This window comes from Amycolatopsis keratiniphila subsp. keratiniphila, from assembly GCF_001620365.2.
Classification (GTDB): domain Bacteria; phylum Actinomycetota; class Actinomycetes; order Mycobacteriales; family Pseudonocardiaceae; genus Amycolatopsis; species Amycolatopsis keratiniphila.
Map to the genome: position 1 here is coordinate 4,193 of NZ_LQMT02000011.1, position 25,894 is coordinate 30,086.

At 69.2% G+C, this 25,894-nt stretch carries 17 protein-coding genes; 16 read left to right on the forward strand and 1 reads right to left on the reverse strand.

Features of this window, described 5'->3' with window-relative positions; translation table 11 throughout:
* The 13 genes from AVR91_RS43750 to AVR91_RS11035 all read left to right on the forward strand — a co-directional run.
* Positions 1 to 726 (forward strand): phosphopantetheine-binding protein (locus tag AVR91_RS43750; RefSeq protein WP_228709180.1); only part of this gene is annotated, 726 nt, incomplete at its 5' end.
* Between the two features lie 127 nt (positions 727 to 853).
* Entirely contained in the window at positions 854 to 6,448 is a 5,595-nt protein-coding gene (locus AVR91_RS10980) for a non-ribosomal peptide synthetase (RefSeq protein ID WP_063271445.1), read from the forward strand.
* Positions 6,445 to 6,654, forward strand: coding sequence for an MbtH family protein (locus AVR91_RS10985; RefSeq protein WP_063271444.1), 210 nt, complete (start codon positions 6,445 to 6,447; stop codon positions 6,652 to 6,654). Before AVR91_RS10980 ends, AVR91_RS10985 begins: the two co-directional genes overlap by 4 nt.
* 83 nt (positions 6,655 to 6,737) lie before the next feature.
* Complete coding sequence (locus AVR91_RS10990; protein ID WP_063271446.1) at positions 6,738 to 7,940, forward strand: cytochrome P450; 1,203 nt, start codon at positions 6,738 to 6,740, stop codon at positions 7,938 to 7,940.
* 636 nt (positions 7,941 to 8,576) lie between these two features.
* Positions 8,577 to 9,773: a cytochrome P450 gene (locus tag AVR91_RS10995; protein WP_063275800.1), complete on the forward strand. Its 1,197-nt coding sequence runs from the start codon at positions 8,577 to 8,579 to the stop codon at positions 9,771 to 9,773.
* A 117-nt stretch (positions 9,774 to 9,890) separates the two neighbouring features.
* Positions 9,891 to 11,111 (forward strand): cytochrome P450, encoded by a 1,221-nt coding sequence (locus AVR91_RS11000; RefSeq protein WP_063275799.1) that lies wholly within the window; start codon positions 9,891 to 9,893, stop codon positions 11,109 to 11,111.
* Positions 11,112 to 11,172: 61 nt separating this feature from the next.
* Positions 11,173 to 12,648, forward strand: a complete 1,476-nt coding sequence (locus AVR91_RS11005) for a tryptophan 7-halogenase (protein WP_063275798.1) — start codon at positions 11,173 to 11,175, stop codon at positions 12,646 to 12,648.
* A 52-nt stretch (positions 12,649 to 12,700) separates the two neighbouring features.
* On the forward strand, positions 12,701 to 13,888 hold the full coding sequence (locus tag AVR91_RS11010; protein ID WP_063275797.1) for a glycosyltransferase: 1,188 nt from the start codon (positions 12,701 to 12,703) through the stop codon (positions 13,886 to 13,888).
* A 33-nt stretch (positions 13,889 to 13,921) separates the two neighbouring features.
* Entirely contained in the window at positions 13,922 to 15,148 is a 1,227-nt protein-coding gene (locus AVR91_RS11015) for a glycosyltransferase (RefSeq protein ID WP_063275796.1), read from the forward strand.
* 51 nt (positions 15,149 to 15,199) lie between these two features.
* Positions 15,200 to 16,129 carry a putative sugar O-methyltransferase gene (locus AVR91_RS11020; protein ID WP_063275795.1) on the forward strand — a complete coding sequence of 310 codons (930 nt, stop codon included), beginning with the start codon at positions 15,200 to 15,202 and terminating at the stop codon, positions 16,127 to 16,129.
* 39 nt (positions 16,130 to 16,168) lie between these two features.
* Entirely contained in the window at positions 16,169 to 17,395 is a 1,227-nt protein-coding gene (locus tag AVR91_RS11025; RefSeq protein ID WP_063275794.1) for a glycosyltransferase, read from the forward strand.
* A 62-nt stretch (positions 17,396 to 17,457) separates the two neighbouring features.
* Positions 17,458 to 18,270, forward strand: a complete 813-nt coding sequence (locus tag AVR91_RS11030) for a PIG-L deacetylase family protein (protein WP_063275793.1) — start codon at positions 17,458 to 17,460, stop codon at positions 18,268 to 18,270.
* 70 nt (positions 18,271 to 18,340) lie between these two features.
* Positions 18,341 to 20,212, forward strand: a complete 1,872-nt coding sequence (locus AVR91_RS11035; RefSeq protein ID WP_063275792.1) for an ArnT family glycosyltransferase — start codon at positions 18,341 to 18,343, stop codon at positions 20,210 to 20,212.
* Between the two features lie 402 nt (positions 20,213 to 20,614).
* On the opposite strand, the gene AVR91_RS11040 is transcribed toward AVR91_RS11035, so the two are convergent.
* Positions 20,615 to 21,901 carry an aminotransferase-like domain-containing protein gene (locus AVR91_RS11040; RefSeq protein WP_063275791.1) on the reverse strand — a complete coding sequence of 429 codons (1,287 nt, stop codon included), beginning with the start codon at positions 21,899 to 21,901 and terminating at the stop codon, positions 20,615 to 20,617.
* A 175-nt stretch (positions 21,902 to 22,076) separates the two neighbouring features.
* On the opposite strand from AVR91_RS11040, the gene AVR91_RS11045 reads away from it, so the two are divergent.
* Genes AVR91_RS11045 through AVR91_RS11055 form a run of 3 tightly spaced genes read left to right on the forward strand, consistent with a single transcriptional unit; the run spans position 22,077 to position 25,842 of the window.
* A complete protein-coding gene (locus AVR91_RS11045) occupies positions 22,077 to 22,907 on the forward strand; it encodes an alpha/beta fold hydrolase (protein ID WP_063275790.1) in 831 nt (276 codons plus the stop codon).
* Positions 22,904 to 24,637 (forward strand): amino acid adenylation domain-containing protein, encoded by a 1,734-nt coding sequence (locus tag AVR91_RS11050; protein ID WP_063275789.1) that lies wholly within the window; start codon positions 22,904 to 22,906, stop codon positions 24,635 to 24,637. Before AVR91_RS11045 ends, AVR91_RS11050 begins: the two co-directional genes overlap by 4 nt.
* A gap of 14 nt (positions 24,638 to 24,651) precedes the next feature.
* Positions 24,652 to 25,842: a cytochrome P450 gene (locus AVR91_RS11055; RefSeq protein WP_063275788.1), complete on the forward strand. Its 1,191-nt coding sequence runs from the start codon at positions 24,652 to 24,654 to the stop codon at positions 25,840 to 25,842.
* Positions 25,843 to 25,894: the final 52 nt, after the last annotated feature.

The window sequence follows — 25,894 nt, forward strand, 5'->3', positions numbered from 1 at the left end:
ATGTACCGCACCGGCGACCGGTTCCGCTGGACGGCCGACGGGCAGCTGATGTTCGTCGGCCGGGCCGACGCGCAGGTCAAGGTGCGCGGATACCGGGTCGAGCCCGCCGAGATCGAGAGCGTGCTGTCGGAGCATCCGGGGGTCTCCCAGGTGGCGATCGCCGTCCACCGGGACGGGCCGGGCGACAAGCAGCTGGTGGCCTACATCGTGCCGTCGGCGGACACCGCGGCCGATCCGTTGTTGACCGCGCTGCGCGAGCTGGCCGCCGAACGGCTGCCGGAGTACATGTTGCCGTCGGCGTTCGTCGCGCTGGACAAGATGCCGCTCACGCCCAACGGCAAGCTCGACCACCGGGCGCTGCAGGCGCCCGACTTCGCCGGGATGACCTCCGGGCGGGATCCGCGCACGGACACGGAAAAGCGGCTGTGCGAACTGTTCGCGGAAGTACTCGGCCTCGAACGCGTCGGCGCCGACGACAGCTTCTTCGAACTCGGCGGCGACTCGATCACCTCGATGCAGCTGTCCGCCCGCGCGCGCCGGAAGGGGCTGGAACTGACCCCTTGGCAGGTCTTCGAGGAGAAGACACCGGAACGGCTGGCGGAACTCGTGACGGAACTCCCGGCCGAAGGCGGCGGCGTCGCCGCGCCGGAACCCGAGGCGGGCATGCTCGTCGACCTTTCCCCTGACCAGCTGGACCAGCTCGAGGCCGGATTGGCCCGCGACTGATGAGGGACAAGGCAATCGGGGCTGCTGCCGACGTTGCGAAAGCCACTNNAGTGGCTTTCGCAACGCCCGCCAGACACGGATGCCACCTCGCCTCGCCCCTCGAACCAACCGCTATAAGGAGCAGATCGTGACCGTTGACGACACTCGCGCGAAGCCCCGCTCCAGCGTCGAGGACGTCTGGCCTCTCTCGCCGCTGCAAGAAGGGATGCTGTACCACACCGCGCTCGACAAGGACGGGCCCGACACCTACACGGTGCAGACCGTCTACGGCATCGACGGTCCGCTGGACGCGGGACTGCTCCGGGCGTCTTGGCAGGCACTCGTGGACCGGCACGCCGCGCTGCGCGCCTGTTTCCGTTTCGTCAGCGGCGCGCAGATGGTGCAGGTCATCGCGCGGGACGCCGAAATCCCTTGGCGCGAAACGGATCTGTCCGGTCTGCCGGACGACGTCGCCGACGCCGAGGTGGACCGGCTGGCCGCGGAAGAGGTGGCCGAGCGGCTGAGCATCGAGGTCGCGCCGCTGATGAAACTCCACCTGGTCCGGCTGGGCCCGGAGCGTCACCGGCTGGTGCACACCCTGCACCACGTGCTGACCGACGGCTGGTCGATGCCGATCATCCATCACGAACTCGCCGAGATCCACGCCGCGGGCGGGGACGCGTCCGGGTTGCCGCCCACCGTGTCCTACCGCGACTACCTCGCTTGGCTGGGACGGCAGGACAAGGAAGCGGCGAGGACGGCCTGGCGCGACGAACTCGCCGGGCTGGACGTCCCGACCACGGTCGCCCCCGCCGATCCGGCCAGGGTGCCGGATATCCACACGGCGGTGGTCGAACTGCCCGAGGCGGTGACCGACGGCCTGGCCAAACTGGCGCGCGGCAACGGTCTCACCCTCAACACCGTCGTGCAGGGCGCTTGGGCGGTCGTGCTGTCACAGCTTTCCGGGCGCACCGACGTGGTGTTCGGCGCGACCGCGTCGGGACGGCCCGCCGATCTGCCCGGCGTCGAGGCGATGGTCGGCCAGTTGCTCAACACCCTGCCGGTGCGGGTCCGGCTCGACGGTGCGCGACGTGCCGTCGACCTGTTCGCCGAACTGCAGAGCCGCCAGTCGGCCCTCATGGCCCATCAGCATCTCGGCCTGCAGGACGTGCTCGCCATCGGTGGCCCCGGGGCGGTCTTCGACACGCTCGTCATCTACGAGAACTTCCCCCGGGCGGGGCTCGGTGAGGAGGAGGACACCGGTCTGGTCCTGCGTCCGGTGAAACGGGGACGCAATTCGTCGCACTACCCGTTCACCCTGATCACCGGACCCGGTGAACGGATGCCGCTCATCCTCGACTACGACCGGGGCCTCTTCGGCGAGGAGGCCGCCGAGTCGGTCGTCGGGGCGCTGGCCAGGGTGCTGGAGCGGCTCGTCGCCGAGCCGGGAGTCCTCATCGGACGGCTGACCCTGCTGAGCGAGGCCGAACGCGCACTGGTGGTCGACGAGTTCAACGCGACCGAGGCCCCGGTCCCGGGCGAGTCGGTGCTGGAACTGTTCGGGCGGCGGGTGGCCGTGGCGCCGGAGGCGGTGGCGATCACCGGCGCGGACGGCGCGGACCTGACCTACGCCGCACTCGACCAGGCGTCGAACCGGCTGGCCCGGCACCTCACCGATAGCGGCGTCGGCCGGGGAGACCGGGTCGGGGTGGCCATGGAGCGGTCGCCGGAGCTGCTGATCGCGTTCCTGGCGATCTGGAAGGCGGGCGCGGCCTACGTCCCGGTGGACGTCGACTACCCGGCGGAGCGGATCGCGTTCATCCTCGCCGACTCGGAGCTTTCGACCGTGCTGTGCACGGAGGCCACCAGCGGTGTCGTCCCGTCGGGCGCGATCGTCCTCGACGCCGCCGAGACGCGGGCCGCCGTCAGTGCTTTCCCCGCCACGCCAACGGATTTCCGGCCGAGCGCGGACGACCTCGCGTACGTGATGTACACGTCGGGCTCCACCGGGACCCCGAAGGGCGTGGGCATCCCGCACGGGGCGGTGGCGGGCCTGGCGGGTGACGCGGGCTGGCTGATCGGGCCCGGCGACGGCGTGCTGATGCACGCGACCCACGTCTTCGACCCGTCGCTCTACGCGATGTGGGTTCCGCTCTCGACGGGCGCCAGGGTGCTGCTCACCGAACCGGGTGTCCTGGACGCGGCCGGGGTCCGGCTGGCCGTCGGGCGCGGAGCGAACTACGTCCACCTCACGGCGGGTACTTTCCGTGCCCTCGCGGAAACCTCCCCGGAATGCTTCGAGGGCCTGGTCGAGATCGGTACCGGCGGCGACGTCGTCCCCGCGCAGTCCGTGGAGAACCTGAGGCGGGCCCAGCCCGGCCTGCGGGTGCGGAACACCTACGGGCCGACCGAGACCACCTTGTGCGCCACGTGGCTGCCCATCGAACCCGGTGAGGTGGTCGAGGGGGAGCTGCCGATCGGCCATCCCATGGCGAACCGCAGGATCTACGTCCTCGACGCGTTCCTTCGTCCGGTCGCCCCGGGTGTCGCGGGCGAGCTGTACATCGCGGGCACGGGCCTGGCGCGCGGGTACCTCGCCAAACCGGGCCTGACGGCCGAGCGGTTCGTGGCGTGCCCGTTCCTGCCCGGTGAACGGATGTACCGCACCGGCGACCTGGCCCGCTGGACCCGCGACGGCGAGGTGGTGTTCCTCGGCCGCACCGACGAGCAGGTGAAGATCCGCGGCTACCGGGTGGAGCTTGGCGAGGTGGAGGCCGTGCTGGCGGCCCAGCCCGGCGTGGTCGAAGCGGTCGTCGTGGCGAGGGAGGACCAGCCCGGGGAAAAGCGGCTGGTCGGCTACTTCGTCTCCGACGGCGGTGACGCCGGCGCGGAGGAGATCCGGCGGCGGATGGGGCTGGCCTTGCCCGCGTACATGGTCCCGATGGCGGTCATCGCCCTGCCGGGCCTGCCCGTCACCGCCAACGGCAAGGTGGACCGCCGTGTGCTGCCCGCCCCGGATCTCGCCGGCCGCACGTCGGAGAAGGCGCCCGAGAGCGAGGCGGAGAAGGTGCTTTGCGCGCTGTTCTCCGAGATCCTCGGCGTCGACGGCGTGGGGGTCGACGACGCTTTCCACGATCTCGGCGGGAGTTCGGCGCTGGCCATGCGGCTGATCGCGCGGATCCGGGAGGAGCTCGGCGCGGATCTGCCCATCAGGCAGCTGTTCTCCTCGCCGACCCCCGCGGGGGTCGCGAGGGCGCTCGCGGCGAAGGCACGTCCCGCGCTGGAAGCCGTGAAACGACCGGACCGGTTGCCTCTCACGGCCCCGCAGCTGCGTGCCTGGCTGCTGGCGCGCCCCGGGGAAGAGACCGCGGGGCTGCACATCGAGGTCGCGCTGCGCCTGCGAGGCAGGCTGGACGTGCCCGCGCTGGCGGCGGCGCTCGGTGACGTCGCGGCCAGGCACGAGATCCTCCGCACGACCTTCCCCGGCGACGCGCAGAGCGTCCACCAGCACATCCAGGACACGCTGGAGGTCGAGCTGACGCCGGTGCCCGCCACCGAGGAGACCCTGCCCGGCCTGCTCGCCGAGCGGCGTGGACAGGTCTTCGACCTCACGCGCGAGGTGCCGTGGCGGTGCGACCTCTTCGAGCTCTCGGAGAAGGAGCACGTCCTGAACCTGCGGATGCACCGCATCCTCGCCGACGACGACTCGATCGACGTGTTCTTCCGCGACCTGGCGGCCGCGTACGGCGCGCGCCGGGAGGACCGGGTCCCCGAGCGGGCCCCGCTGGCCCTGCAGTTCGCCGACTACGCGGGCTGGGAGCGACGGCTGCTCGCCGACGAGGACGAACCCGGCAGCCTCACCAACGAGCAGGTCGTCTTCTGGCGGGACAACCTGGCGGGTATCGACGGGGAGACGGTGCTCCCGTTCGACCGGCCGCGGCCCGCCGTACCGTCGCGGCGGACCGGGTCGGTCGAGGTGCGGCTGGACGCGGAGACGCATGCCCGGCTGACCGCGGCGGTGGAACGGCTCGGCGCGGAAACGCCCGAATCGGTGCACGCGGCGCTCGCCATGCTGCTGACCGGATTCGGCGCGGGCGAGGACCTGGTGATCGGTACCCCGAGGCCAAGGGACGAAGACCTGATCGATCTCGAGCCGATGATCGGCCCGTTCGAGCAACCGTGCGCCCTGCGGACGGATCTCTCGGGCGATCCGGACTTCCTCGAGGTCGTTTCCCGGGTCCAGGAGGCGGTCCAGGCCGCGGCACAGCATCCCGACCTGCCCTTCGCGCGGATCGTCGAGCTGCTCGACCTGCCGGCCTCGCTTTCCCGGCACCCCGTGTTCCAGGTCGGACTGCGGGTGGCCGAGGAAGACCTCGGGGCGTGGGACGCGGCGGAACTGCCGGCCCTGCGCACCAGCGCCGAACCCGGCGGGACCGGGGCGATGGAGCTCGATCTCGCGTTCGAGCTCACCGAACGCTTCGACGACAACGACGACCCGGGCGGTATCGACGGCACCCTGCGCTACGCCGCCGATCTGTTCGACGAGGCCACCGCCGAATCGGTGGCCAGGCGGCTGGTCCGGGTCCTGGAACAGGTGGCGGAGAACCCCGGACGGCGGATCAGCGAGCTGGACCTCTTCCTCGACGACTTCGAGCGCGGACGTCCCGTCATCGCACCGGCGCGGTGGTCCGGCGCGGTTTCGCCCGCCCTCGCCGAGCTGGCGGGCGAAACCCCGCTGGGCGCGCTCCTGCTCGACGAACGGATGAACCCGGTGGCTCCCGGCGTCGTCGGCGATCTGTACGTCACGGGACAAGCGGTGGACGGCGGATCGGGACTGCCCACCGTTCCCTGCCCGTTCGGCGAGCCGGGGCACCGGATGCTGCCGACGGGACTGCTCGCCCGCAAGACACCCGCCAAGACCCTGGTCGTGGTCGGCGAGCGGCGGCGATCGGACACCGCCGTGAAGACCGGTGACTTCGAGATCCTGTTGCCGCTGCGGGTCGCGGGTTCCCGCCCGCCGCTGTTCTGCGTCCACGCGAGCGGTGGGTTGAGCTGGAACTACGAGCCGCTGCTGCGCCATCTGCCGTCGGATCAGCCGGTCTACGGCGTGCAGGCGCGAGGATTGGCGCGTACCGAACCCTTGCCGGGCAGCGTCGACGAGATGGCCGCCGACTATCTCCGGCAGATCCGCGCCGTGCAGCCGTCCGGGCCGTACCACCTCCTCGGCTGGTCGCTCGGCGGGCGGATCGCGCAGGCGATCGCGACCCTGCTCGAAGCGGCGGGGGAGGAGGTCGGCCTGCTCGCCCTCCTCGACGCCTATCCCGTCTACATGGGACGGAACGCGGCAGGCACGCCGAGCCAGCAGGCCGCGCGTGACGAAGAAGCGCTCGAAAAACGGAATCAGCGGGACCTCGACCTCGCGGGCCAATTGGTCAAGGGGACGGCCGCACGGGCCCGGCTCGAAGCGGTCATGCGCAACCTCTGGGAAGTCGGGCCACGGCACACCACTTCACCTTCCGCGAGCGACATCCTGCTCTTCATCGCGACCGTGGACCGGCCCGGCCATTTGCCCGTCCCGGTGGCGAAATCCAGCTGGAAGGAGTTCACGAGCGGCGCCATCGAGCCTCACGAGATCCCGTCCAACCACTACGACATGGTGCAACCCGCGGCGTTGGCCCAGATTGGACCCATCGTCGCCGAGAAACTCCGGTCCCGGCCGGAACGTGAAAGGACACAACGATGACCAATCCGTTCGACAACGAAGACGGTTCCTTTTTCGTGCTGGTCAACGACGAGGGACAGCACTCGCTCTGGCCGACCTTCGCGGAGGTGCCCGCCGGGTGGACCCGTGTGCACGGGGAGGCGAGCCGTCAGGAGTGCCTCGCCTATGTCGAGGAGAACTGGACGGACCTCCGGCCGAAGAGCCTCATCCAGGAAATCGGCGCCTGAAAAGGTGTCCAGCCGCTCAAGACGGCCGGTTGGACGGGCTCGGCGCCCGTCCGGCCGGCCGGGGCGAAAGGATCTGCGCAGTGATCGAGGAGAACGACGTCGTCCGCGGCGATTTCGAGGAGATCAACGTCGACCTGGGGCTGGCGATCCACCGGCGTGATCGCTTCGACCCGGTGCCGGAGCTGACCGCCTTGATGGCACAGGGGCCCATGGCCGTCATGGGGGTCGAGGACGCACCCGGAGGACGGACCGCCTGGCTCGCCACCGGGTACGACGAGATCCGGCAGGTCCTCGGTTCGGACAAATTCACCGCGAAACTGCTCTACGGCGGCACCGCGGCGGGTTTCACCTTCCCGGGTTTCCTCACCCAGTACGACCCGCCGGAGCACACGCGCCTGCGGCGGATGGTGACGTCCCCGTTCGCCATCCGGCGGATCCAGGGTTTCCGGCCGCAGGTGGAGAAGATCGTCGACGCCACCTTGGACGCCATCGAGGCCACCGGCGGCCCGGTCGACTTCGTACCGCGGTTCGGCTGGCCCATCGCGACGACGGTGACCTGTGACTTCCTCGGCATTCCCCGTGACGACCAGGTGGAGCTCTCGCGGGCCCTGCACGCCAGCCGGGCCGAGAAATCGGGAAAGCGGCGGGTGGCGGCGGGGAACCGGTTCTGGACGTACATGAACCAGGTCGTGAGCCGGACCCGCCGCGACCCCGGCGACGACCTGTTCGGGGTGGTGGTGCGCGAACACGGCGACGACATCACCGACGCGGAACTGATCGGCGTGGCTTCGTTCGTCATGGGGGCGGGCGGCGACCAGGTCGCCCGCTTTCTCGCGGCGGGCGCCTGGCTGATGGTCGAGCACCCCGGGCAATTCGCGCTGCTGCGGGAAAAGCCGGAAACCGTCCCGGATTGGCTGGACGAGATGGTCCGCTACCTCACCAGCGACGAGAAGACCACTCCGCGCGTCGCGCTGGAGGACGTGACCATCGGCGGCTGCCCCGTCAAGGCGGGCGACGCCGTCACTCCCTCCTTCCTGGCGGCGAACCGCCGCGACTTCCCCGCACCGGAGGACCGGTTCGACATCGGCCGGGAGAAGCCCGTCCACGTCGCGTTCGGGCACGGCATCCACCACTGCCTCGGCAGGCCACTGGCCGAAATGGTGTTCCAGGTGGCGATTCCCGCGCTGGCACACCGGTTCCCCACCTTGAAGCTGGCCGAACCGGAGCGGGAGATCAAACTGGGGCCGCCGCCGTTCGACGTGGAAGCCCTGCCACTCGACTGGTGACACCGGAGGCGCGCGGGAGCGGGGGTCGTGATCGGGGGTGGGGTGATCGGCGGTGGGGTGAAGGCTCCCTTCGCCGCATTGGACGCGGGGAAAGTCACCTTCATCCGGGCGCCGCCGGTCCGCGCGGGCGAGTCGATCACGGCCACGACGGTCCATAAGGGACATTCGATGCCTCCAGGTGTCCCGATTCGGGCGCTCGGCGTGGGGTCGTGAGCGGCAATGGCCGGTCTAGTGAGGAGTGAGTCAAACGTGTCGTGGTCGTGGTCGCGGGAGGGTCGGTGGTGGGGTGATGGCTCCCTTCGCCGCGTCTAATGCGGTCAAGGGAGCCATCGCCCCGGCCACTCGCCCGCCTCGCCCCGCTCCCGCCTCGCCCCGGCCACTCGCCCGCGCAGGCCACCTTCCGCCGGTGCCCGTGTCGCGAAAGCCACTTTCGCGACGCCTGATGTCCCGAAAGTGGCTTTCGCGACACGTTCGACAAGGGGCCCGTCTCATCCTCATGCTCCCAGGGTGATCGCCCGAACCGGACACGTTGCCATCCGGCCCCACGAGCCGCTTTCATCCAGGGGAGCGACTGATCACGCGTGACCACCCTCACCGTCCAGGTCCGCGAATGTCTTGCAGCAGAGGAGCTTTCCGTTGAGTGGTGACGACTCGCGCCCGGTCCACATCCGGCGGGAGGGGCTCGATCCGGCCGCCGAACTGCTCGCCGCCGGGGCGCTGACGGAGGTCACCGTCGGTTCCGGGGCGGACGCCGTGACGACCTGGATGGCCACGACACACGCAGTCGTCCGGCAGGTGATGGGCGACCACACCAGGTTCAGCACGCGGCGGCGCTGGGACCGGCGCGACGAGATCGGCGGGGAAGGGATCTTCCGGCCGCGTGAACTGGTCGGCAACCTGATGGACTACGACCCGCCGGAGCACACGCGGCTGCGTCAGAAGCTGACGCCCGGGTTCACCCTGCGCAAGATGCAGCGGCTTCAGCCGTACATCGAACAGATCGTGTCCGAGCGCCTCGATGCGATGGAGCAGGCGGGATCGCCCGCCGATCTGATCGAGCTCGTCGCCAACGAGGTCCCGGGCGCGGTGCTGTGCGAGCTGATCGGGGTGCCGCGTGACGACCGCTCGATGTTCATGCAGCTGTGTCACGCGCATCTCGATCCCGCGCGGAGCCAGAAGAGACGCGCGGCCGCGGGCGAGGCGTTCTCCCGCTATCTGCTGGCCATGATCGCCAGGGAACGGAAGGAACCGGGCGAGGGGCTGATCGGCGCCGTGGTCGCCGAATACGGCGACGAGGCCACGGACGAGGAGCTGAGAGGTTTCTGCGTTCAGGTGATGCTGGCCGGCGACGACAACATCTCCGGGATGATCGGACTGGGCGTGCTGGCCCTGCTGAAGCATCCTGACCAGATCGAGGCGTTCCGGGGTGACGAGCAGTCGGCGCAGCGGGCGGTCGACGAGCTGATCCGGTATCTGACGGTGCCCTACGCCCCGACACCGCGGATCGCCAAGGAGGACGTCACCATCGGGGATCAGGTGGTGAAAAAGGGGGAGAGCGTCATTTGCTCCCTGCCTGCGGCGAATCGCGACCCCGCGTTGGTGCCGGATCCGGAACGGCTCGACGTCACCCGCGAATCCGTTTCCCATGTCGCGTTCGGGCACGGTGTCCACCATTGTCTCGGTGCCGCTCTCGCCCGGCTCGAACTGCGCACGTTCTACACCATGCTGTGGCGGCGTTTTCCCACGTTGGCGCTCGCGGATCCCGGCCAGGAGAACAATTTCCGGCTGACCACCCCGGCATACGGATTGACCAGCCTGATGGTCGAGTGGTGAGTCCCTTCGTCCATCCGGGTCGCTGGACCTCCGCTCGGCGACCGATGAAACTGGGGCCGACGGCGGATCGGCGAGACCGAAACGCACTCCCGGTCACTTAAGGAGCCTCCACTCGACATGGGAAACGGAACCGATCAGGCCGCGCCACTCCTGCGGGAGCCGGCGAACTTCCAACTGCGGACGAAGTGCGATCCGCACGAGGACAATTTCGACCTCCGGGCGCACGGCCCGTTGTTCCGCATCGTCGGGGAAGCGTCCGCCCAGCTGGGCCGGGACTATGTCTGGCAAGCGTGTGGTTATGACGTCGTCCGCAGGATCCTGGGCGATCACGAGAATTTCTCGACCCGTCCCCGGTTCACCCAAGGGGAATCGGGAACGCACGTCGAAGCCCAGTTCGTCGGCCAGATCTCGACCTACGACCCGCCCGAACACGGCCGCCTGCGGCGGATGCTGACGCCGGAGTTCACCCTCCGGCGGATCCGCCGCATGGAGCCCGCGATCCAGCGGCTCATCGACGACCGGCTCGACATGGTGGAGGCCGAAGGGCCGCCCGCGGACCTCCAGGGATTGTTCGCCGACCCGGTCGGAGCCGGTGTGCTGTGCGAACTGCTCGGTGTCCCGCGCGACGACCGGCGTGAATTCGTCCGGCGGATCAGGCGGAACGTCGATCTGGGCCGGGGGCTCAAGGCGAGGGCGGCCGACAGCGCGGCGTTCAACCGGTATCTGGAGGACTTCATCGCCAGGCAGCGGAAGGATCCCGACGAGGGGCTCCTCGGCACGCTCGCACGGGAACACGGGGACGACGTCACGGACGAGGAACTGAAGGGCCTGTGCACGGCGCTGATCCTCGGCGGCGTCGAAACCGTCGCCGGGATGATCGGTTTCGGGGTCGTCGCGCTGCTGGAAAATCCCGGGCAGATACCGCTGCTTTCGGAGGGCCCCGAGAAGGCGGACCGGGTGGTCGCGGAATTGGTGCGCTACCTGTCACCCGTGCAGCAGCCGAATCCCCGGCTGGCTCTCAAGGACGTGGTCGTCGACGGCCAGACGATCAAGGCGGGCGACTACGTACTCTGTTCCGTTCTCATGGCCAACCGGGACGAGGCGCTGACGCCGGATCCCAATGTGTTCGACGCGAACCGTGGTCCGGTTCCGGACATCGGATTCGGGCACGGAATCCATTATTGTATCGGCGCGGCGGTGGCCAGGTCGATGCTTCGGATGGCTTATCAGACCCTGTGGAATCGCTTTCCCGGGTTACGGCTCGCCGTGGCGGGCGAAGAAATCAAGTTTCGCAAGGCGTTCGTCGACTGCCCTGATCAGGTGCCGGTCACCTGGTAGTGACGGCGAAGAATATTCGGCAGCCACAACGGATTGACACTCGATCGAGGAATGGTGGGATATGTCGGTGGAAGATTTCGATGTGGTCGTGGCTGGCGGCGGGCCGGGTGGTTCGACACTGGCCACCCTCGTCGCCATGCAGGGACATCGGGTGCTGCTGCTCGAAAAAGAGGTGTTCCCGCGGTATCAGATCGGTGAGTCGCTGCTGCCGGCCACGGTGCACGGGGTGTGCCGGATGCTCGGGGTCTCGGACGAACTGGCCAACGCCGGCTTCCCGCTGAAACGCGGCGGTACCTTCCGCTGGGGCGCCCGCCCGGAGCCGTGGACGTTCCACTTCGGGATCTCCTCCAAGATGGCGGGTTCGACGTCGCACGCCTATCAGGTCGAGCGGGCGAAGTTCGACCAGATCCTGTTGAACAACGCCAAGAGCAAGGGCGTCGTCGTGCGCGAGGGCTGCGCGGTCAACGACGTGGTGGAAGAGGGCGAACGCGTCACCGGCGTGCGGTACACCGACCCCGGCGGCGAGGAGCGCGAGGTGTCGGCGCGGTTCGTGGTCGACGCGTCGGGCAACAAGAGCCGCCTGTACTCCCACGTCGGTGGCACGCGGAACTATTCCGAGTTCTTCCGCAGCCTGGCGCTGTTCGGGTACTTCGAAGGCGGCAAGCGGCTGCCGGAGCCGGTCTCGGGCAACATCCTGAGCGTGGCCTTCGACAGCGGCTGGTTCTGGTACATCCCCCTGAGCGACACGCTGACCAGCGTCGGCGCCGTGGTACGCCGCGAGGACGCGGACAAGATCCAGGGTGACCGGGAAGCGGCGCTGAAGGCGTTGATCGCCGAATGCCCGATGATCTCGGAATACCTCTCGAACGCCACCAGGGTCACCACCGGCAAGTACGGGGAACTCCGTGTCCGCAAGGACTATTCGTACCAGCAGACGACCTTCTGGCGTCCCGGGATGATCCTGATCGGCGACGCCGCCTGTTTCGTGGACCCGGTGTTCTCCTCGGGCGTGCACCTGGCGACCTACAGCGCGCTGCTCGCGGCCCGGTCGATCAACAGCGTCCTCGCGGGCGAGCTGGACGAGAAGACCGTGCTGAACGAGTTCGAGGCGCGGTATCGCCGCGAATACGGCGTGTTCTACGAGTTCCTCGTGTCGTTCTACCAGATGAACGTGAACGAGGAATCGTATTTCTGGCAGGCCAAGAAGGTCACGAACAACCAGCACACCGAGATCGAGTCCTTCGTCGAACTGATCGGCGGCGTGTCCTCCGGTGAGACGGCGTTGACCGCCGCGAACCGGATCGCCGAGCACAGCGCGGAATTCGCCGCCGCGGTGGACGAGATGGCCGGTGGCGGCGGCGACAACATGGTGCCCATGTTCAAGTCGCAGGTGGTAAAGCAGGCGATGCAGGAAGCCGGCCAGGTGCAGATGAAGGCGCTGCTCGGCGAGGACGCCGAGCCCGAGGTGCCGCTCTTCCCCGGCGGGCTGGTCACTTCTCCCGACGGGATGAAGTGGCTGCCGCACCACCCTGTGTGAGGCCTCCGCGGTTCGCGAGGGTCGGGATCGGACGGGACAGGGGAAGCGAAGAATGCGCGTGTTGATTTCCGGATGCGGATCCCGCGGCGACACCGAACCGTTGGTGGCGCTGGGAGTCCGGCTGCGAGAACTCGGTGCGGAGGTGCTGATGTGCCTGCCGCCGGACTACGCCGAGCGGTGCGCCGAGGTCGGGGTGCCGATGACACCGGTCGGCCGTCCGGTGCGGGCGGGGGCACGCGAGCCGGGAGAGCCGCCGCCCGGTGCGCCCGAGGTCGTCGGCCAGGTGGTCGGCGAGTGGTTCGACAAGGTGTCGGCGGCCGCCGAGGGATGTGACGCGGTGGTGGCGTCGGGTTTGCTGCCCGCCGCCGTCGCCGTGCGCTCGGTGGCCGAGAAACGGGGCATCCCGTATTTCTACGCCGTCTGGTCTCCGGACCATCTGCCCTCGTGGCACGACCGGGCGGAGCGGGAGCTGTACAACCAGGGCGCGGACAAGCATTTCGGTGGTGTGGTCAACGAAAGGCGGGCGGACGTCGGCCTGCCGCCGGTCACGAATCTGTTCGACTACGGCTACACCGGCGAGCCGTGGCTGGCGACGGATCCGATCCTGGCCCCACCGCCGGGCGGCGCGTACGCCAGGCAGACCGGTGCGTGGATCCTGCCCGACGAACGGCCGCTTCCCGAGGCACTGGAAGCCTTTCTGGCCGACGGCCCGCCGCCGGTGTACGTGGGCTTCGGCAGTTCGTCCGGAGCCTCGACCGCCGGCGCGGTGCAAGTGGCCATCGAAGCGATCCGTGCCAAGGGCCGCCGGGTGGTCGCCTCCCGCGGCTGGGCCGACCTGGCCCTGCCGGAGGACGACGCCGACTGCTTCGTCGTCGGCGAAGTGAATCTCCAGGCGCTTTTCGCCAGGGTGGCCGTCGCCATCCATCACGACAGCACGGGCACGACGTATGTGGCCACGCAGGCCGGCGTCCCCCAGATCGTGGTGCGCAACGTGATCGACAACGTCGTGGAGCAGGTGTACTTCGCCGACCGGGTGGCCGAACTGGGGGTCGGTGTGGCACTCGAGGGCCCGATCCCGGCTTTCGACGCCATGTCGGCCGCGCTCACCACGACGCTGGCACCGGAAGCCCGCACGCGGGCGGCGGCCGTGGCGGGCACGATCCGCACCGACGGGACGACGGTGGCCGCGGAAGAACTGTTCGACGCGGCAGGCAGGGAAGAACCCGCCGTTCCCGCGTGACGTGCGACAACCTACCGAACGGGGAAGCAGATAATGCGTGTTTTGTTGTCGACGTCCGGCAGTCGCGGCGACGTCGAGCCGCTGATGGCGCTGGCGGTCCGGCTGCGGGAGCTCGGCGCGGAGGTGCGGTTGTGCGCGCCGCCGGACTCCGCGGACCGGGTGGCCGAGTTCGCGCTGCCGCTGGTGCCGGTCGGCCGCTCGGCACGACCGAAGGCGGACCGGAAGACCCCGCCCTCGCGCGAGGAAATGGCGCGGTTCATGACCGAGTCGATCACCGTGCAGTTCGACGAGGTCCCGGCGGCCGCCGAAGGCTGTGACGCGGTGGTGACGACCGGCCTGCTGCCCGCGGCCGTCGGTGTCCGTTCGGTGGCCGAGAAACTGGGCATTCCCTACTTCTACGCCTTCTACTGCCCGATCTACGTTCCGTCGCCGTACTACGCGCCGCCGCCGCCCATCGGCGAGCCGCCCGCCCCGGAAGGCACCGGGATCCAGGAGTTGTGGGAGCGCAACAACCAGAGCGCCCTGAAGCGATACGGGGCGGCGCTCAACGGCAAACGGGCCGAGATCGGTCTGCCGCCGGTGGAGGACATCTTCACCTACTGCTACACCGAACAGCCGTGGGTGGCGGCGGATCCGGTGCTGGCCCCGTTGCAGCCGACGGATCTCGGCGCGGTGCAGACCGGAGCGTGGACCCTGCCCGACGAACGGCCGCTTTCCGCGGAACTGGAGGCGTTCCTCGCCGCCGGGTCGCCTCCGGTGTACGTGGGCTTCGGCAGCCTGCACGCTCCCGCCGACGCCGCGAAAGTCGCCATCGAGGCGATTCGCGCCCAGGGCCGCCGGGTGGTGCTTTCCCGCGGCTGGGCCGATCTAGCCCTGATCGACGACCAGGAGGATTGCCTGGCCATCGGCGAGGTCAATCAGCAGCTGTTGTTCGGCCGGGTGGCCGCCGTCGTCCACCACGGCGGGGTGGGCACGACGACCGTGGCCGCCCGCGCGGGCGTTCCCCAGATCCTGGTCCCCCAGATCGCGGACCAGCCCTACTACGCCGGCCGGGTCGCCGAGCTGGGGATCGGTGTGGCGCACGAAGGCCGGACGCCGACCTACGACTCGTTGTCCGCCGCCCTCACCACCGCGCTGGCACCGGAAACCCGCGCCAGGGCGCAGGCCGTGGCGGCCACCATCGGCACCGACGGGGCGACCGTCGCCGCGGAGCTGGTGCTCGACGCGCTCAACCGGGAGAAGACCTCCGTCCCCGCGTGAACCACCGCCCCCGCTTCCATTTCGTCCCTTGAGGAAGGTTTGAGACCGGCCATGATCGACCAACCGGACACCGCCACCCGAACGTACGAAGCCAGCAGCATGTGGCAGCAGATCGGTGAAGCACACCTCAACCAGGAGATGATCGCCGACCTGGCCGGATTCAAGAACAGTGAGGTCAACTACCGGCTCGCGCTGGTCAACGTGCAGACGAACGGCGTACGGTTCCTGAAGACGCTCGTCTACGGCCTGGCCGGCAGCTTGAGCGAGGACGCCTGGGCGGGCCTGACCCGTATCCGCCACCGCGAGGTGGGCGATCCGATCTCGGTGACCTACCACGGCGAGCAGGTGGATCTGGACTATCTGCGGGCCGCCCTGGAGCTGGAGTTCATCGCGAAGCGGGTCGATCTGGACAAGGCCGAGGTGCTGGAGATCGGCGCCGGGTACGGGCGGACCGCCCACGCCATCATCTCCAATCACGAGCTCTCCGGATACTGCGTCGTCGACCTGCCGAACACCCTGGAACTGTCGCGGAAGTACCTCGCCGCGGTGCTGACCGGCGAGCAGTTCGCCAAGGTCGAATTCGTGCCGGTGGACAAGATCGAAAGCACACTGGCGGACCGGACCTTCGATCTCTGTATCAACATCGACTCGATGGCCGAGATGAGCGCCGAGACCGTGCGGTCCTACCTCGCCCTCATCGACCAGCAGTGCCGCCACTTCTACGTGAACAACCCGGTGGGGAAGTACATGGACAAGAGCCTCGACTCGCACGCGCGAGGCGAGGAGGCCGTCGCGCGTGCCCTGAGCACCGGGCTGCTGACGAACATCATCGACATCCACGACAACCGCGCCGTCGAAGCGCAGGCACGGAACTACGTCGAGGCCTATGTACCGGGCCCTGACTGGAAATGCGTCGCCGACGAGTGGGCCCGGCCGTGGAGCTACCTCTGGCAAGCGTTGTACCAGCGGCAAGGTCGTTGACGGACCCCGGTCGGGAACCCATCGGAACAGAGGTGCGAAATGCGTGTGTTGTTGTCGACGTGCGGCTCTCGGGGAGACGTCGAACCACTGGTGGCACTGGCGGTTCGGTTGCGGGACCTCGGCGCGGAGGTGCGGATGTGCGCCCCGCCGCCCGCCGCGGAACGGCTGGAGGAGGTCGGTGTCGTCCACGTGCCGGTCGGTGCGAAGCAGCGGGTGATGTTGCAGGAGGGGATGCCGCCGCCGTCGCCCGAGGACGAGCGGCGGTTCGCGGCCGAGGCGATCGACATGCAGTTCGACAACGTCCCGGCAGCGGCCGAAGGCTCCGACGTCGTGGTGGTGACCGGGGAGATGGCCGCCGCGGTTTCGGTGCGGTCGGTGGCCGAGAAGCTGGGCATCCCGTACCACTACGCCGCCTACAGCCCCGTCTATCTGCCGTCCTCGCATTTCGCGCCGCCGCTGGACGAACGGACCACCCCGGGCGTGACCGACAACCGGGTGCTGTGGGAACAGCGTCACGAGCGGTTCTACGAGCGGTTCGCCGGTCCGCTCAACCGCAGGCGGGCATCGGCGGGCCTGGCTCCGCTGGAGAACCTGTTCGACTACGGCTACACCGATCAGCCGTGGCTGGCGACGGATCCGGTGCTGGCCCCGTTGCAGCCCGGGCTGGACGCCGTGCAGACCGGCTCGTGGATCCTGCCCGACGAACGCCCCCTTCCCGCGGCGGTCGAGGCGTTCCTGGCGGCCGGGGCGCCGCCGGTGTACGTGGGTTTCGGGAGTTCGACCGCGCTCGGCACCGCGGAGCTGGCGACGTCGGCCATCAAGGCGATCCGGGCCAAGGGCCGCCGGGTGATCCTTTCCCGTGGCTGGGCCGAATTGGCCCTGCCCGACGAAGGCCCTGACTGTCTCGCCGTCGAAGAGGTGAACCTCCAGGTCCTGTTCGGCCGGGTGGCCGCCGTCATCCACGGTGGCAGCGCGGGTACGGCGCATATCGCCGCCCGGGCGGGTGTCCCGCAGATCATCGTCGCCCGGCACACGGATCAGCCCTATTACGCGGACCGGGTGGCCGAATTGGGGATCGGTGCGGCACACCACGAGCCCGCTCCGAGCTTCGACGACCTGCCGTCGTCGCTCACCGCGGTGCTGAGCCCGGAGACCAAGGCCAGGGCGGTCGAAGTCGCGGGCATGATCAGCGAGGACGGGGCGGTCGTCACCGCGGAGCGCCTGCTGGACGCGGTCCGGCGGAGGAAGCCCGCCGTTTCCGTTTGACCCGGCGATCCGTCCAGCCTTCACCTGTTGTCCCGTGGCACCGCTGACGCGAAAGTGACGCTATGTCTCAAGACCTCCGGCTACTGGCGCTCTCCCCTCATCTGGACGACGCGGTCCTGTCCTACGGCGCCGGCCTCGCGCAGGCGGCGCGGGACGGCGCGGAAGTGATCGTCAATACGGTGTTCGCCGGTACGGCACCGCCTCCTTATTCGCCCGCGGCGGAGCGGATGCACTCGATCTGGGGGCTTTCGCCGGACCAGGACGCGCCGCTGCACCGGCGCAACGAGGACATCGCCGCGCTGGCACATCTGGGGGTCGGCTACCGGCACGGCCGGTTCCTCGACGCCATCTATCGCAAACTCCCGGACGGCCGCTGGCTGGCCGACAACGTGGAGGGCCGCAAGAAGCTGGCGATCAGCAGGCAGACTTCGCAGAGCGACCCGGATCTGTTCGCCGCGGTCAAGGACGACATCGAAGCGCTCGTCGAAGAATTCGACCCGGCGCTGATCGTCACCTGCGCGGCCATCAGCCATCACGTCGACAACGAGATCACGCGGGACGCCGCGCTGCTCGTCGCCGCGGAGAAGGGCGTTCCGGTCCGGCTGTGGGAAGACCTCCCGCACGCGGTCTTCGGTATGGGCTCGGCCGAGCTGCCGTCCGGATTCCGGCTCGGCGCACCCGTGGCCGCCCCGGTCGAGGCCGACGCGCGGACGCGGAAATTCGAGGCGCTCAAGCTCTATTCCTCGCAGATGCTGATGCTCAACGGGCCGCAGAAGGATCTTTTCGAGCAGTTGGACGGGCATGCCCGCAAGACATCGACGGACGGCGCCTATCGCGAAACGACCTGGCCTGTCGTCTCTGGCGACGACAGCTGAGACCGCAGCACACGAAGAACTCGATCAGTCGGTACGGCAGGGGCGCCGTACCGTGCCGGGAGGTAGCCGAATGTCCGAAACGCTCACCGTCCAACCGTCGCCGAGCCCGGATCCGGTGCCCGTCGCCGGATCACCCCGCTGGATGCTCTGGCGCTCCCCGCCCGGCCAACCGCCGTGGGCCCGGCCCGCCTTGCTGGGCATCGCGTTCGTGGCGGCGGTGCTCTATGCCTGGAACCTGCCCCGGGTCGACTACGCGCCGCTGTATTCGGACGCGGTCCGGAGCATGTCCGAGAGCTGGAAGGCGTTCTTCTACGCCGCCGTCGATCCGGAGGCGACCGCCACCCTCGACAAACTCGGCGGTTCGTTCGCGGTGCAGGCCGTGTTCGCCAAGATCTTCGGGTACCACGCTTGGTCGCTGGCACTGCCGCAGGTGATCGGCGGGGTGCTCTCGATCCTGGTGATGTACCGGGTCGTGCGGCGATGGGCGGGCGTCGTCCCCGGCCTGCTCGCCGCGGCCGTCCTCACCTTCACCCCCGTCGCCGCGTCGATGTTCGGGCACAGCATGGCGGACGGCCTGCTGACCATGTGCCTGGTGTTCGCGGCCGACGCGTTCCAGCGGGCCGTCCTGGAAGCCCGGCTCCGGTCGCTGCTACTGGCCGGTGTCTGGGTCGGGCTGGGGTTCCAGGCCAAGATGATCACTGCGTGGATGATCCTGCCCGCGCTGGCGATCGGCTACCTGCTGACCGCGCCGACCGAGCTGCGCCGCCGGGTCAAGCACGTGGGCATCGCCGGCGTGGTGACGCTCGCGGTCTCGCTGTCGTGGATCGCGCTCTACACCTTCACTCCGGCCAGTGCCCGGCCGTACGTCAGCGGTACGACGAACAACAGCGCCGCCGCCATGGTGTTCGGCTACAACGGTCTCGGGCGGGTGGGCATCGACATCCCCGGTGCGCTGCCGCCCACCGGCCGGATGTCCGGGCCGCCGGTGCTCGGTCCGCCGGACAATCCGTTGGACCGCTCGAAACTGCGTGGCTCGCAGGGTGAAGAGGGTGGTCCAGGACAGGAAGGCGGTCCGGGTCAAGCGGGCCCGGGGCCGGAAGGTGGTCCGGGGCAGGCCGGTCCTGGCCAGGAAGGTGGCCCTGGGCAAGCAGGTCCGGGGCAGGCGGGCCCCGGCCAGGAGGGCGGTCCTGGGCAGGCGGGCCCGGCCAACCGGGATCCGAGCCAGCTGAAGCCCGGTGACGTGATGGTGCTGCCCAACGGCGATGTGATCGTGGGCCCGGGCGGGGAGCCGCCGCCTCCGGAGGACCCGTCGAAGGTCTCGAGCCGGAAGGACCCGGTGTTCAGCTGGTACAAACTGTTCGACGGCCACCTCGGGGTCGCGATCGGCTGGCTGTTCCCGCTCGCGTTGCTGGCACTGGCCTGCGGGCTCTGGTCGCGGCGCCGGGCCGAACGCACCGACCCGGTGCGCGGCGGCCTGGTGACGTGGGGGGTGTGGCTGGCGACCTTCACCGTCGTCTTCAGCGCGAGCGAAGTCGCGCACACCGCCTACGTGGCCACTCTCGCCCCCGCGATCGCCGCGCTCTCGGCCTTCGGCATCGTGATGTTCTGGCGGGCGTTCCAGAACGGCGGACGGCAGGCGTGGCTCCTGCCCCTCGCGCTCGCGGCCGAACTGGCCTGGGGTGCCTGGCTCTGGTCCGCTTATCCCGCGTTCCTGCCGTGGGCGAAATGGGGAACGCTCGCGCTGGGTGTGCTCGCCCTCGTGGTGCTGATCCTGACGCGAGTGGCCAAGGGCGCCTCCACCACCCTCGTGAAGGCCGCGCTGGTCGTCGGGGTCGTGGCCATGCTCGCCGCGCCCGCGGCGTACTCCCTCTCCGTGCTGGATTCCGACTACGCGGGCGACTCCTTCGACGCCAACGCCGGGCCGGCTTCGGGTTCCGCGTGAGGTGAACCCCGGCTGCACCTGAAGGCCTCCTCGAGGGACCACGCGGCCGCGCTCGTCACCCACAGCAACACCACCAGCTCCAGCGGGAACCGCGGAGTACATGAAGGCCCCCTTCCTTGCGTCTAGCGCAAGGAAGGGGGCCTTCATGTACCTTATCCGCCGGTCAGGTGGGCGACGGAGGGTGGCCTGGCTCAGGTCGAGTGCGGGTCGCCTTCTCGAGAAGAGCAGGCGAAAATCGTGCGCCGGTGGCTCATTCGGTGCCCCCGATGTGACATCGGAGACGCTCAGCGTCCCCAATGCCACATTGGGCGCAACCCAGCCCTGCTCGCGGTCACCGCGGATCCGCACAAAGGCCCCCTTCCCTCGGCTCAGCCGAGGGAAGGGGGCCTTCACGCGCTGGGTTCAGGGAAGTCGCGCCTTGATCAACGCCGCCAGCCGCGCGACGCCCTCTTCGATCAGTTCCGGCGTGAGCAGGCTGATCGACAGCCGGAGCTGATGGAAGCCGCCCTTGCCGCCGTAGAAGTGGTGCATCGGGGTGAACAGCACGCCGTGTTCGCGGGCGGCGATTTCGAGCAGTTCGTCGTCGGCGACGAACGGAACCGTGACGGTGACGAAGAACCCGCCCGTCGGGGTGTTCCAGCCGACGCCCTCGCACGAGCCGAGCCTGCGCTCCAGTTCGCCGAGCGTCAGCCGCAGGTTTCGTTGGTAGATGGCGATTTCCCGCTCGTTGGCCTTGGTGAGGCTGAAGTCGTTGAGCAGGAGCTTCCCGGCGATCACGGCTTGCGCGATGGGGGAGGTGTTCACCGTGAGCATGCCCTTGAGCTTCGAAAGCTGGTCGGCGAACAGGCCACCGTCGGCCATCCGCTGATCGGCGACCGCGAAGCCGACCCTGGCGCCCGGCATGCCGGTTTTGGCGAAGGAGCCGAGATAGACCACGGATCCCGACCGGTCGAGGGATTTCAGCGAGGGCAGCCGCTCGGAGCCGAACAGCCCGTACGCGTTGTCCTCCAGGAGCAGGATCCCGTTCGATTCGGCGACGTCGAGGAGCCGGTGGCGCGAAGGCAGGTCCATGCTGGTGCCGGTCGGATTGGCGAAGTTGGGGGTCACGTAGCAGGCGCGGACCCGCTTGCCCTGCTCGTCGGCGCGTTTCAGCTGGAGGACGAGATCGTCCGGGTCGATGCCGTTCTCGTTCGACCGCACCGGCCACACGGGAGTGTCGGTGAGCAGCGCCGCCCCGGTCAGGCCGACGTAGGTGGGCGCGGGGGCGAGCAGCACGTCCCGGTCGCCCGCCCGCAGGGTGCGCAGGACCAGGAACATCGCTTCCTGCGCGCCCACCGTGACGACGACGGATTCCGGGGCGGCGTCGATGTTCTCGTCCTCGGCGAGGTTCTTGGCGATGAGGTCGGCGATGACGCCCTTCGTGGTGCCGTATTGGAAGAGCGTCCGGGTCACCACGGCCTCGTCCATTTTCCGGTCGCGCCGGAGATGGTCGCAATAGGCGTCGAGGTAGGTGTGAATGAGCCGTATGTCGAAGAACTCTTCATACGGCCGGCCTGCCGCCATGGAAATGGCCACAGGGTATTCGTCGATCAGTTCGTTGAGCAGGTTCATCGACGAGATGGCCGGATCGGTGAGCGATCCGTGCAGCGTTTCCACGTTCAAGTGAGTGGACAGACCGTTTGAATCCATGAATACTAGGATTTCCATCGGCCGTCGAGGTGTCAAGAAGAGGCCGTGGACGCGCCTTTTCCCGGGAATTGTCCGTGCTGTCCATCGTCGAATACTTCGGACACGGGATACGCGAAGGTACGGTCGGATCCGCGCCACGTCTCGGCGCAGCACCCTTTTTCCCTCAAGGAGCATCATGCTGATGACAACCGAGAACGGGATCCGGTTGTCCTACAACGATTGTGGCGACGGTCCGCCGGTCCTTCTGCTGACCGGCACCGGTGCGCCGAGTTCGGTGTGGGACCTGCATCAGGTGCCCGCGCTCCGTGCCGCCGGTTTCCGGGTGATCACGATGGACAATCGCGGGATACCGCCGAGCGACGACGGCGCGGACGGCTTCACCATCGAAGATCTCGTCGCGGACGTGGCCGCCCTGATCGATTACCTCGACGCGGTGCCGTGCCGGCTGGTCGGCACGTCGATGGGTTCCTATATCGCGCAAGAGGTCGCGCTCGCCCATCCGGAACTGCTGGAGTCGGTCGTGCTGATGGCGGCCTGTGGCAAGAGCAGTCTCGTCCAGCGTGAGCTCGCGGAGGGTGAGGCGAAGCTGATCGAGCAGGGCATCGAACTGCCGCCGGGTTTCCTCGCCGCGGTCCGCGCGATGCACAACCTGGGGCCGGCGACGCTCGCCGACGACGATCTCACCGGCGACTGGCTCGACCTGTTCGCGGCGGCGGGATCCTGGGGCCCGGGTGTGCGGTCGCAGCTTTTGCTGAGCGCGTTGCCGGATCGCCTCGGCGCCTACCAGGAGATCAAGGTGCCCTGCCACGTCGTCTCGTTCGAGCACGACCTCGTGGCGCCGCCGTCGGCCGGAATGGAGCTGGCTTCCGCGATCCCCGGCGCGACCTTCCGCACGATTCCCGAGTGCGGGCATTTCGGCTACCTGGAGAACCCGGAAGCGGTGAACCGCGAGCTGATCCGGTTCCTCCGCACCGAATCGCGCGAGACACTGGGAGAGACCGCATGACCGTCCTTTCGGCGGCCACGACCCCCGCCCTGTTCGAGGCGACCGCAGCCGTGCTGCCGGATCGGCCCGCGGTGGCGATGGACAGCACCACCCTCACCTACGCCGAGCTGAACGGGGAGGCCAACCGGCTCGCCCGGCGGCTCGTCGCGCACGGCGCCGGCCCGGAGCGGCTCGTCGCGCTGGCGATGCCGAGGTCGATCGAGTTCGTCATCGCGATCCTGGCCGTGCACAAGGCGGGTGCCGCGTACGTGCCGGTCGACCCGGACTATCCGGAGGAACGCAAGCGGCAGATGCTGGACGACGCGGCGGCGCACTGCCTGCTGCGCCTGCCGGGGCAGGACGTGACCGGCGCCCCCGTCATCCTGAGCGTGACGCGGGAACCCGGCCTGGCCGAGCCGAACCTGAGCGACGAGGACCGGGTCGGCCCGTTGCGTCCCGGCCACCCCGCGTACGTCATCTACACCTCGGGCTCCACGGGGCGGCCGAAGGGCGTGCTGGTCACGCACCGCGGGATCCCGAACCTGGCCGACGACTACGTACGCCGTCAGGAACTGGGGCCCGACAGCAGGTTGCTGGCCTTCGCCTCGCCCAGCTTCGACGCCGCGGTCGCCGAATTCTGGCCGATCTGGCAGGCGGGTGGCTGTCTCGTCCTGGCTTCCGCGCCGGATCTGGTCCCCGGCGAGCCGCTTTCCCGGCTGGTGCGCGAGCAGCGCATCACCCATGTCACGTTGCCGCCGTCCGCGCTGGCGCCGCTGGAGGAGGCGGGCGGGCTGCCCGCCGGGCTGACCCTGCTGGTCGCCGGTGAGGCGTGCCCGGCCCCGGTCGCGAAACGCTGGTCCGTGGACCGCGTGATGATCAACGCCTACGGCCCGACCGAGACCACGGTGGCGGTCACCGCGAGCGAACCGTTGACCGGTGAGGAGACGCCGCCGATCGGCAGGCCGATCACCGGTGTCCGTACCTATGTCCTGGACGACCGGCTGCGTCCGGTCGAAGACGGCGACGTCGGCGAGTTGTACGCGGTGGGGCCCGGCCTCGCCCGCGGCTACCTCCGGAGGGCGGCCGCGACCGCGGAACGGTTCCTGCCGGATCCCTTCGGCGGCCCGGGCGGGCGCATGTACCGCACCGGTGACCGGGTCCGGAGGCGTCCGGACGGTCAGTACGTCTTCGTCGGCCGGGTCGACGACCAGCTGAAGGTGCGCGGCCACCGGATCGAGCCGGGCGAGGTCGAGGCCGCGCTGCTGGCGGTGGACGGCGTGGCCCAGGCGGTGGTGACCGAACACGAGAACAGGCTCGTCGCGTACGTGGTCGGCGTCGGCGGAGAGCGGGTGCCCACCGAAAAGCTCCTGACGCCACTTCGTGAACAGCTGCCCGGATATCTGGTGCCCGACGTGGTCGTCGGTCTGCCGAGCCTCCCGGTCTCGCCCAACGGCAAGATCGACCGGGTAGCCCTGCCCACGCCCGAAGAGGAGCACGCCGGGCGCGCGGCCGGACGGGCCCCGCTCACTCCCACGGAAATCATCCTCGCCGAGCTGTTCGCCGAAGTGCTCGGCGTCAGCAGCGTCGGGGTGGAGGACAGCTTCTTCGAGATCGGCGGGCATTCGCTGCTCGCGACCCGGCTCGTGAGCCGCGTCCGCGAACGCTTGAAGATCCGGCTGCGGGTGCAGGCGTTCTTCGACGCGCCGACAGTGGCTCAGCTCGCCAAGGTGCTCGACCGCGCCCACACCTGACCTGGAGACCATTCATGCAGACGACGACAGCCGTCGACCTCGGCGATCCCGACCTGTACACGACCTTGGCCCGGCACGACCGGTGGCGGGAGTACGCGGCGGAAGACGCGATGGTGTGGAGCGCGCCGGGCAGTTCACCCAGTGGTTTCTGGTCCGTGTTCTCGCATCGGGCGTGCGCGGCGGTGCTCGCGCCGTCGGCCCCGTTCACCTCCGAGTACGGCATGATGATCGGCTTCGACCGCGATCATCCCGACAACTCGGGTGGCCAGATGATGGTGGTGTCCGAACAGGACCAGCACCGGAAACTGCGCAAACTGGTGGGGCCGCTGCTTTCGCGGGCGGCGGCGCGGAAACTGTCGGAACGGGTGCGGACCGAGGTGACCGGCGTCCTCGACCGGGTGCTCGACGCCGAGGTGTGCGACGTCGCCGCGGCGATCGGACCGCGGATCCCCGCCGCCGTCGTCTGCGAGATCCTCGGTGTGCCCGCCGAAGACCAGGACATGCTCATCGACCTGACGAACCACGCGTTCGGCGGCGAGGACGAACTGTTCGACGGGATGACCCCGCGCCAGGCGCACACCGAAATCCTCGTCTACTTCGACGAACTGATCACCGCTCGCCGGGCGAGTCCCGGCGAGGATCTGGTCAGCACCCTGCTTTCCGACGACGAGCTGTCGATCGACGACGTCCTGCTCAACTGCGACAACGTGTTGATCGGCGGCAACGAGACCACCCGGCACGCGATCACCGGCGCGGTGCACGCTTTCGCCACCGTGCCGGGACTTCTGGCCAAGGTGCGGGACGGGGACGCGGACGTCGACACCGTCGTGGACGAGGTGCTGCGCTGGACTTCGCCCGCGATGCACGTGCTGCGGGTGACGACCGGCGACGTCACGATCAACGGTCGCCACCTCGAAGCCGGCACCCCGGTGGTCGCCTGGCTTCCCGCCGCGAACCGGGATCCCGCCGTGTTCGACGAGCCGGACACGTTCCGGCCGGGGCGGAAACCCAACCGGCACATCGCTTTCGGGCACGGTATGCACCACTGCCTCGGCTCCGCGCTCGCACGGATCGAGCTGGCGGTGGTGCTGCGGGAGGTGGCCGAGCGGGTGTCGCGTGTGGAGCTGGTGAAGGAACCGTCCTGGCTGCGGGCGGTCGTCGTGCAGGGATACCGGGAACTCCCGGTGCGGTTCACCGGCCGCTGACCCCGCGTCTGTCCGATGTGGACCGAAGTGTCAAGCGGACAGCATTGATGCG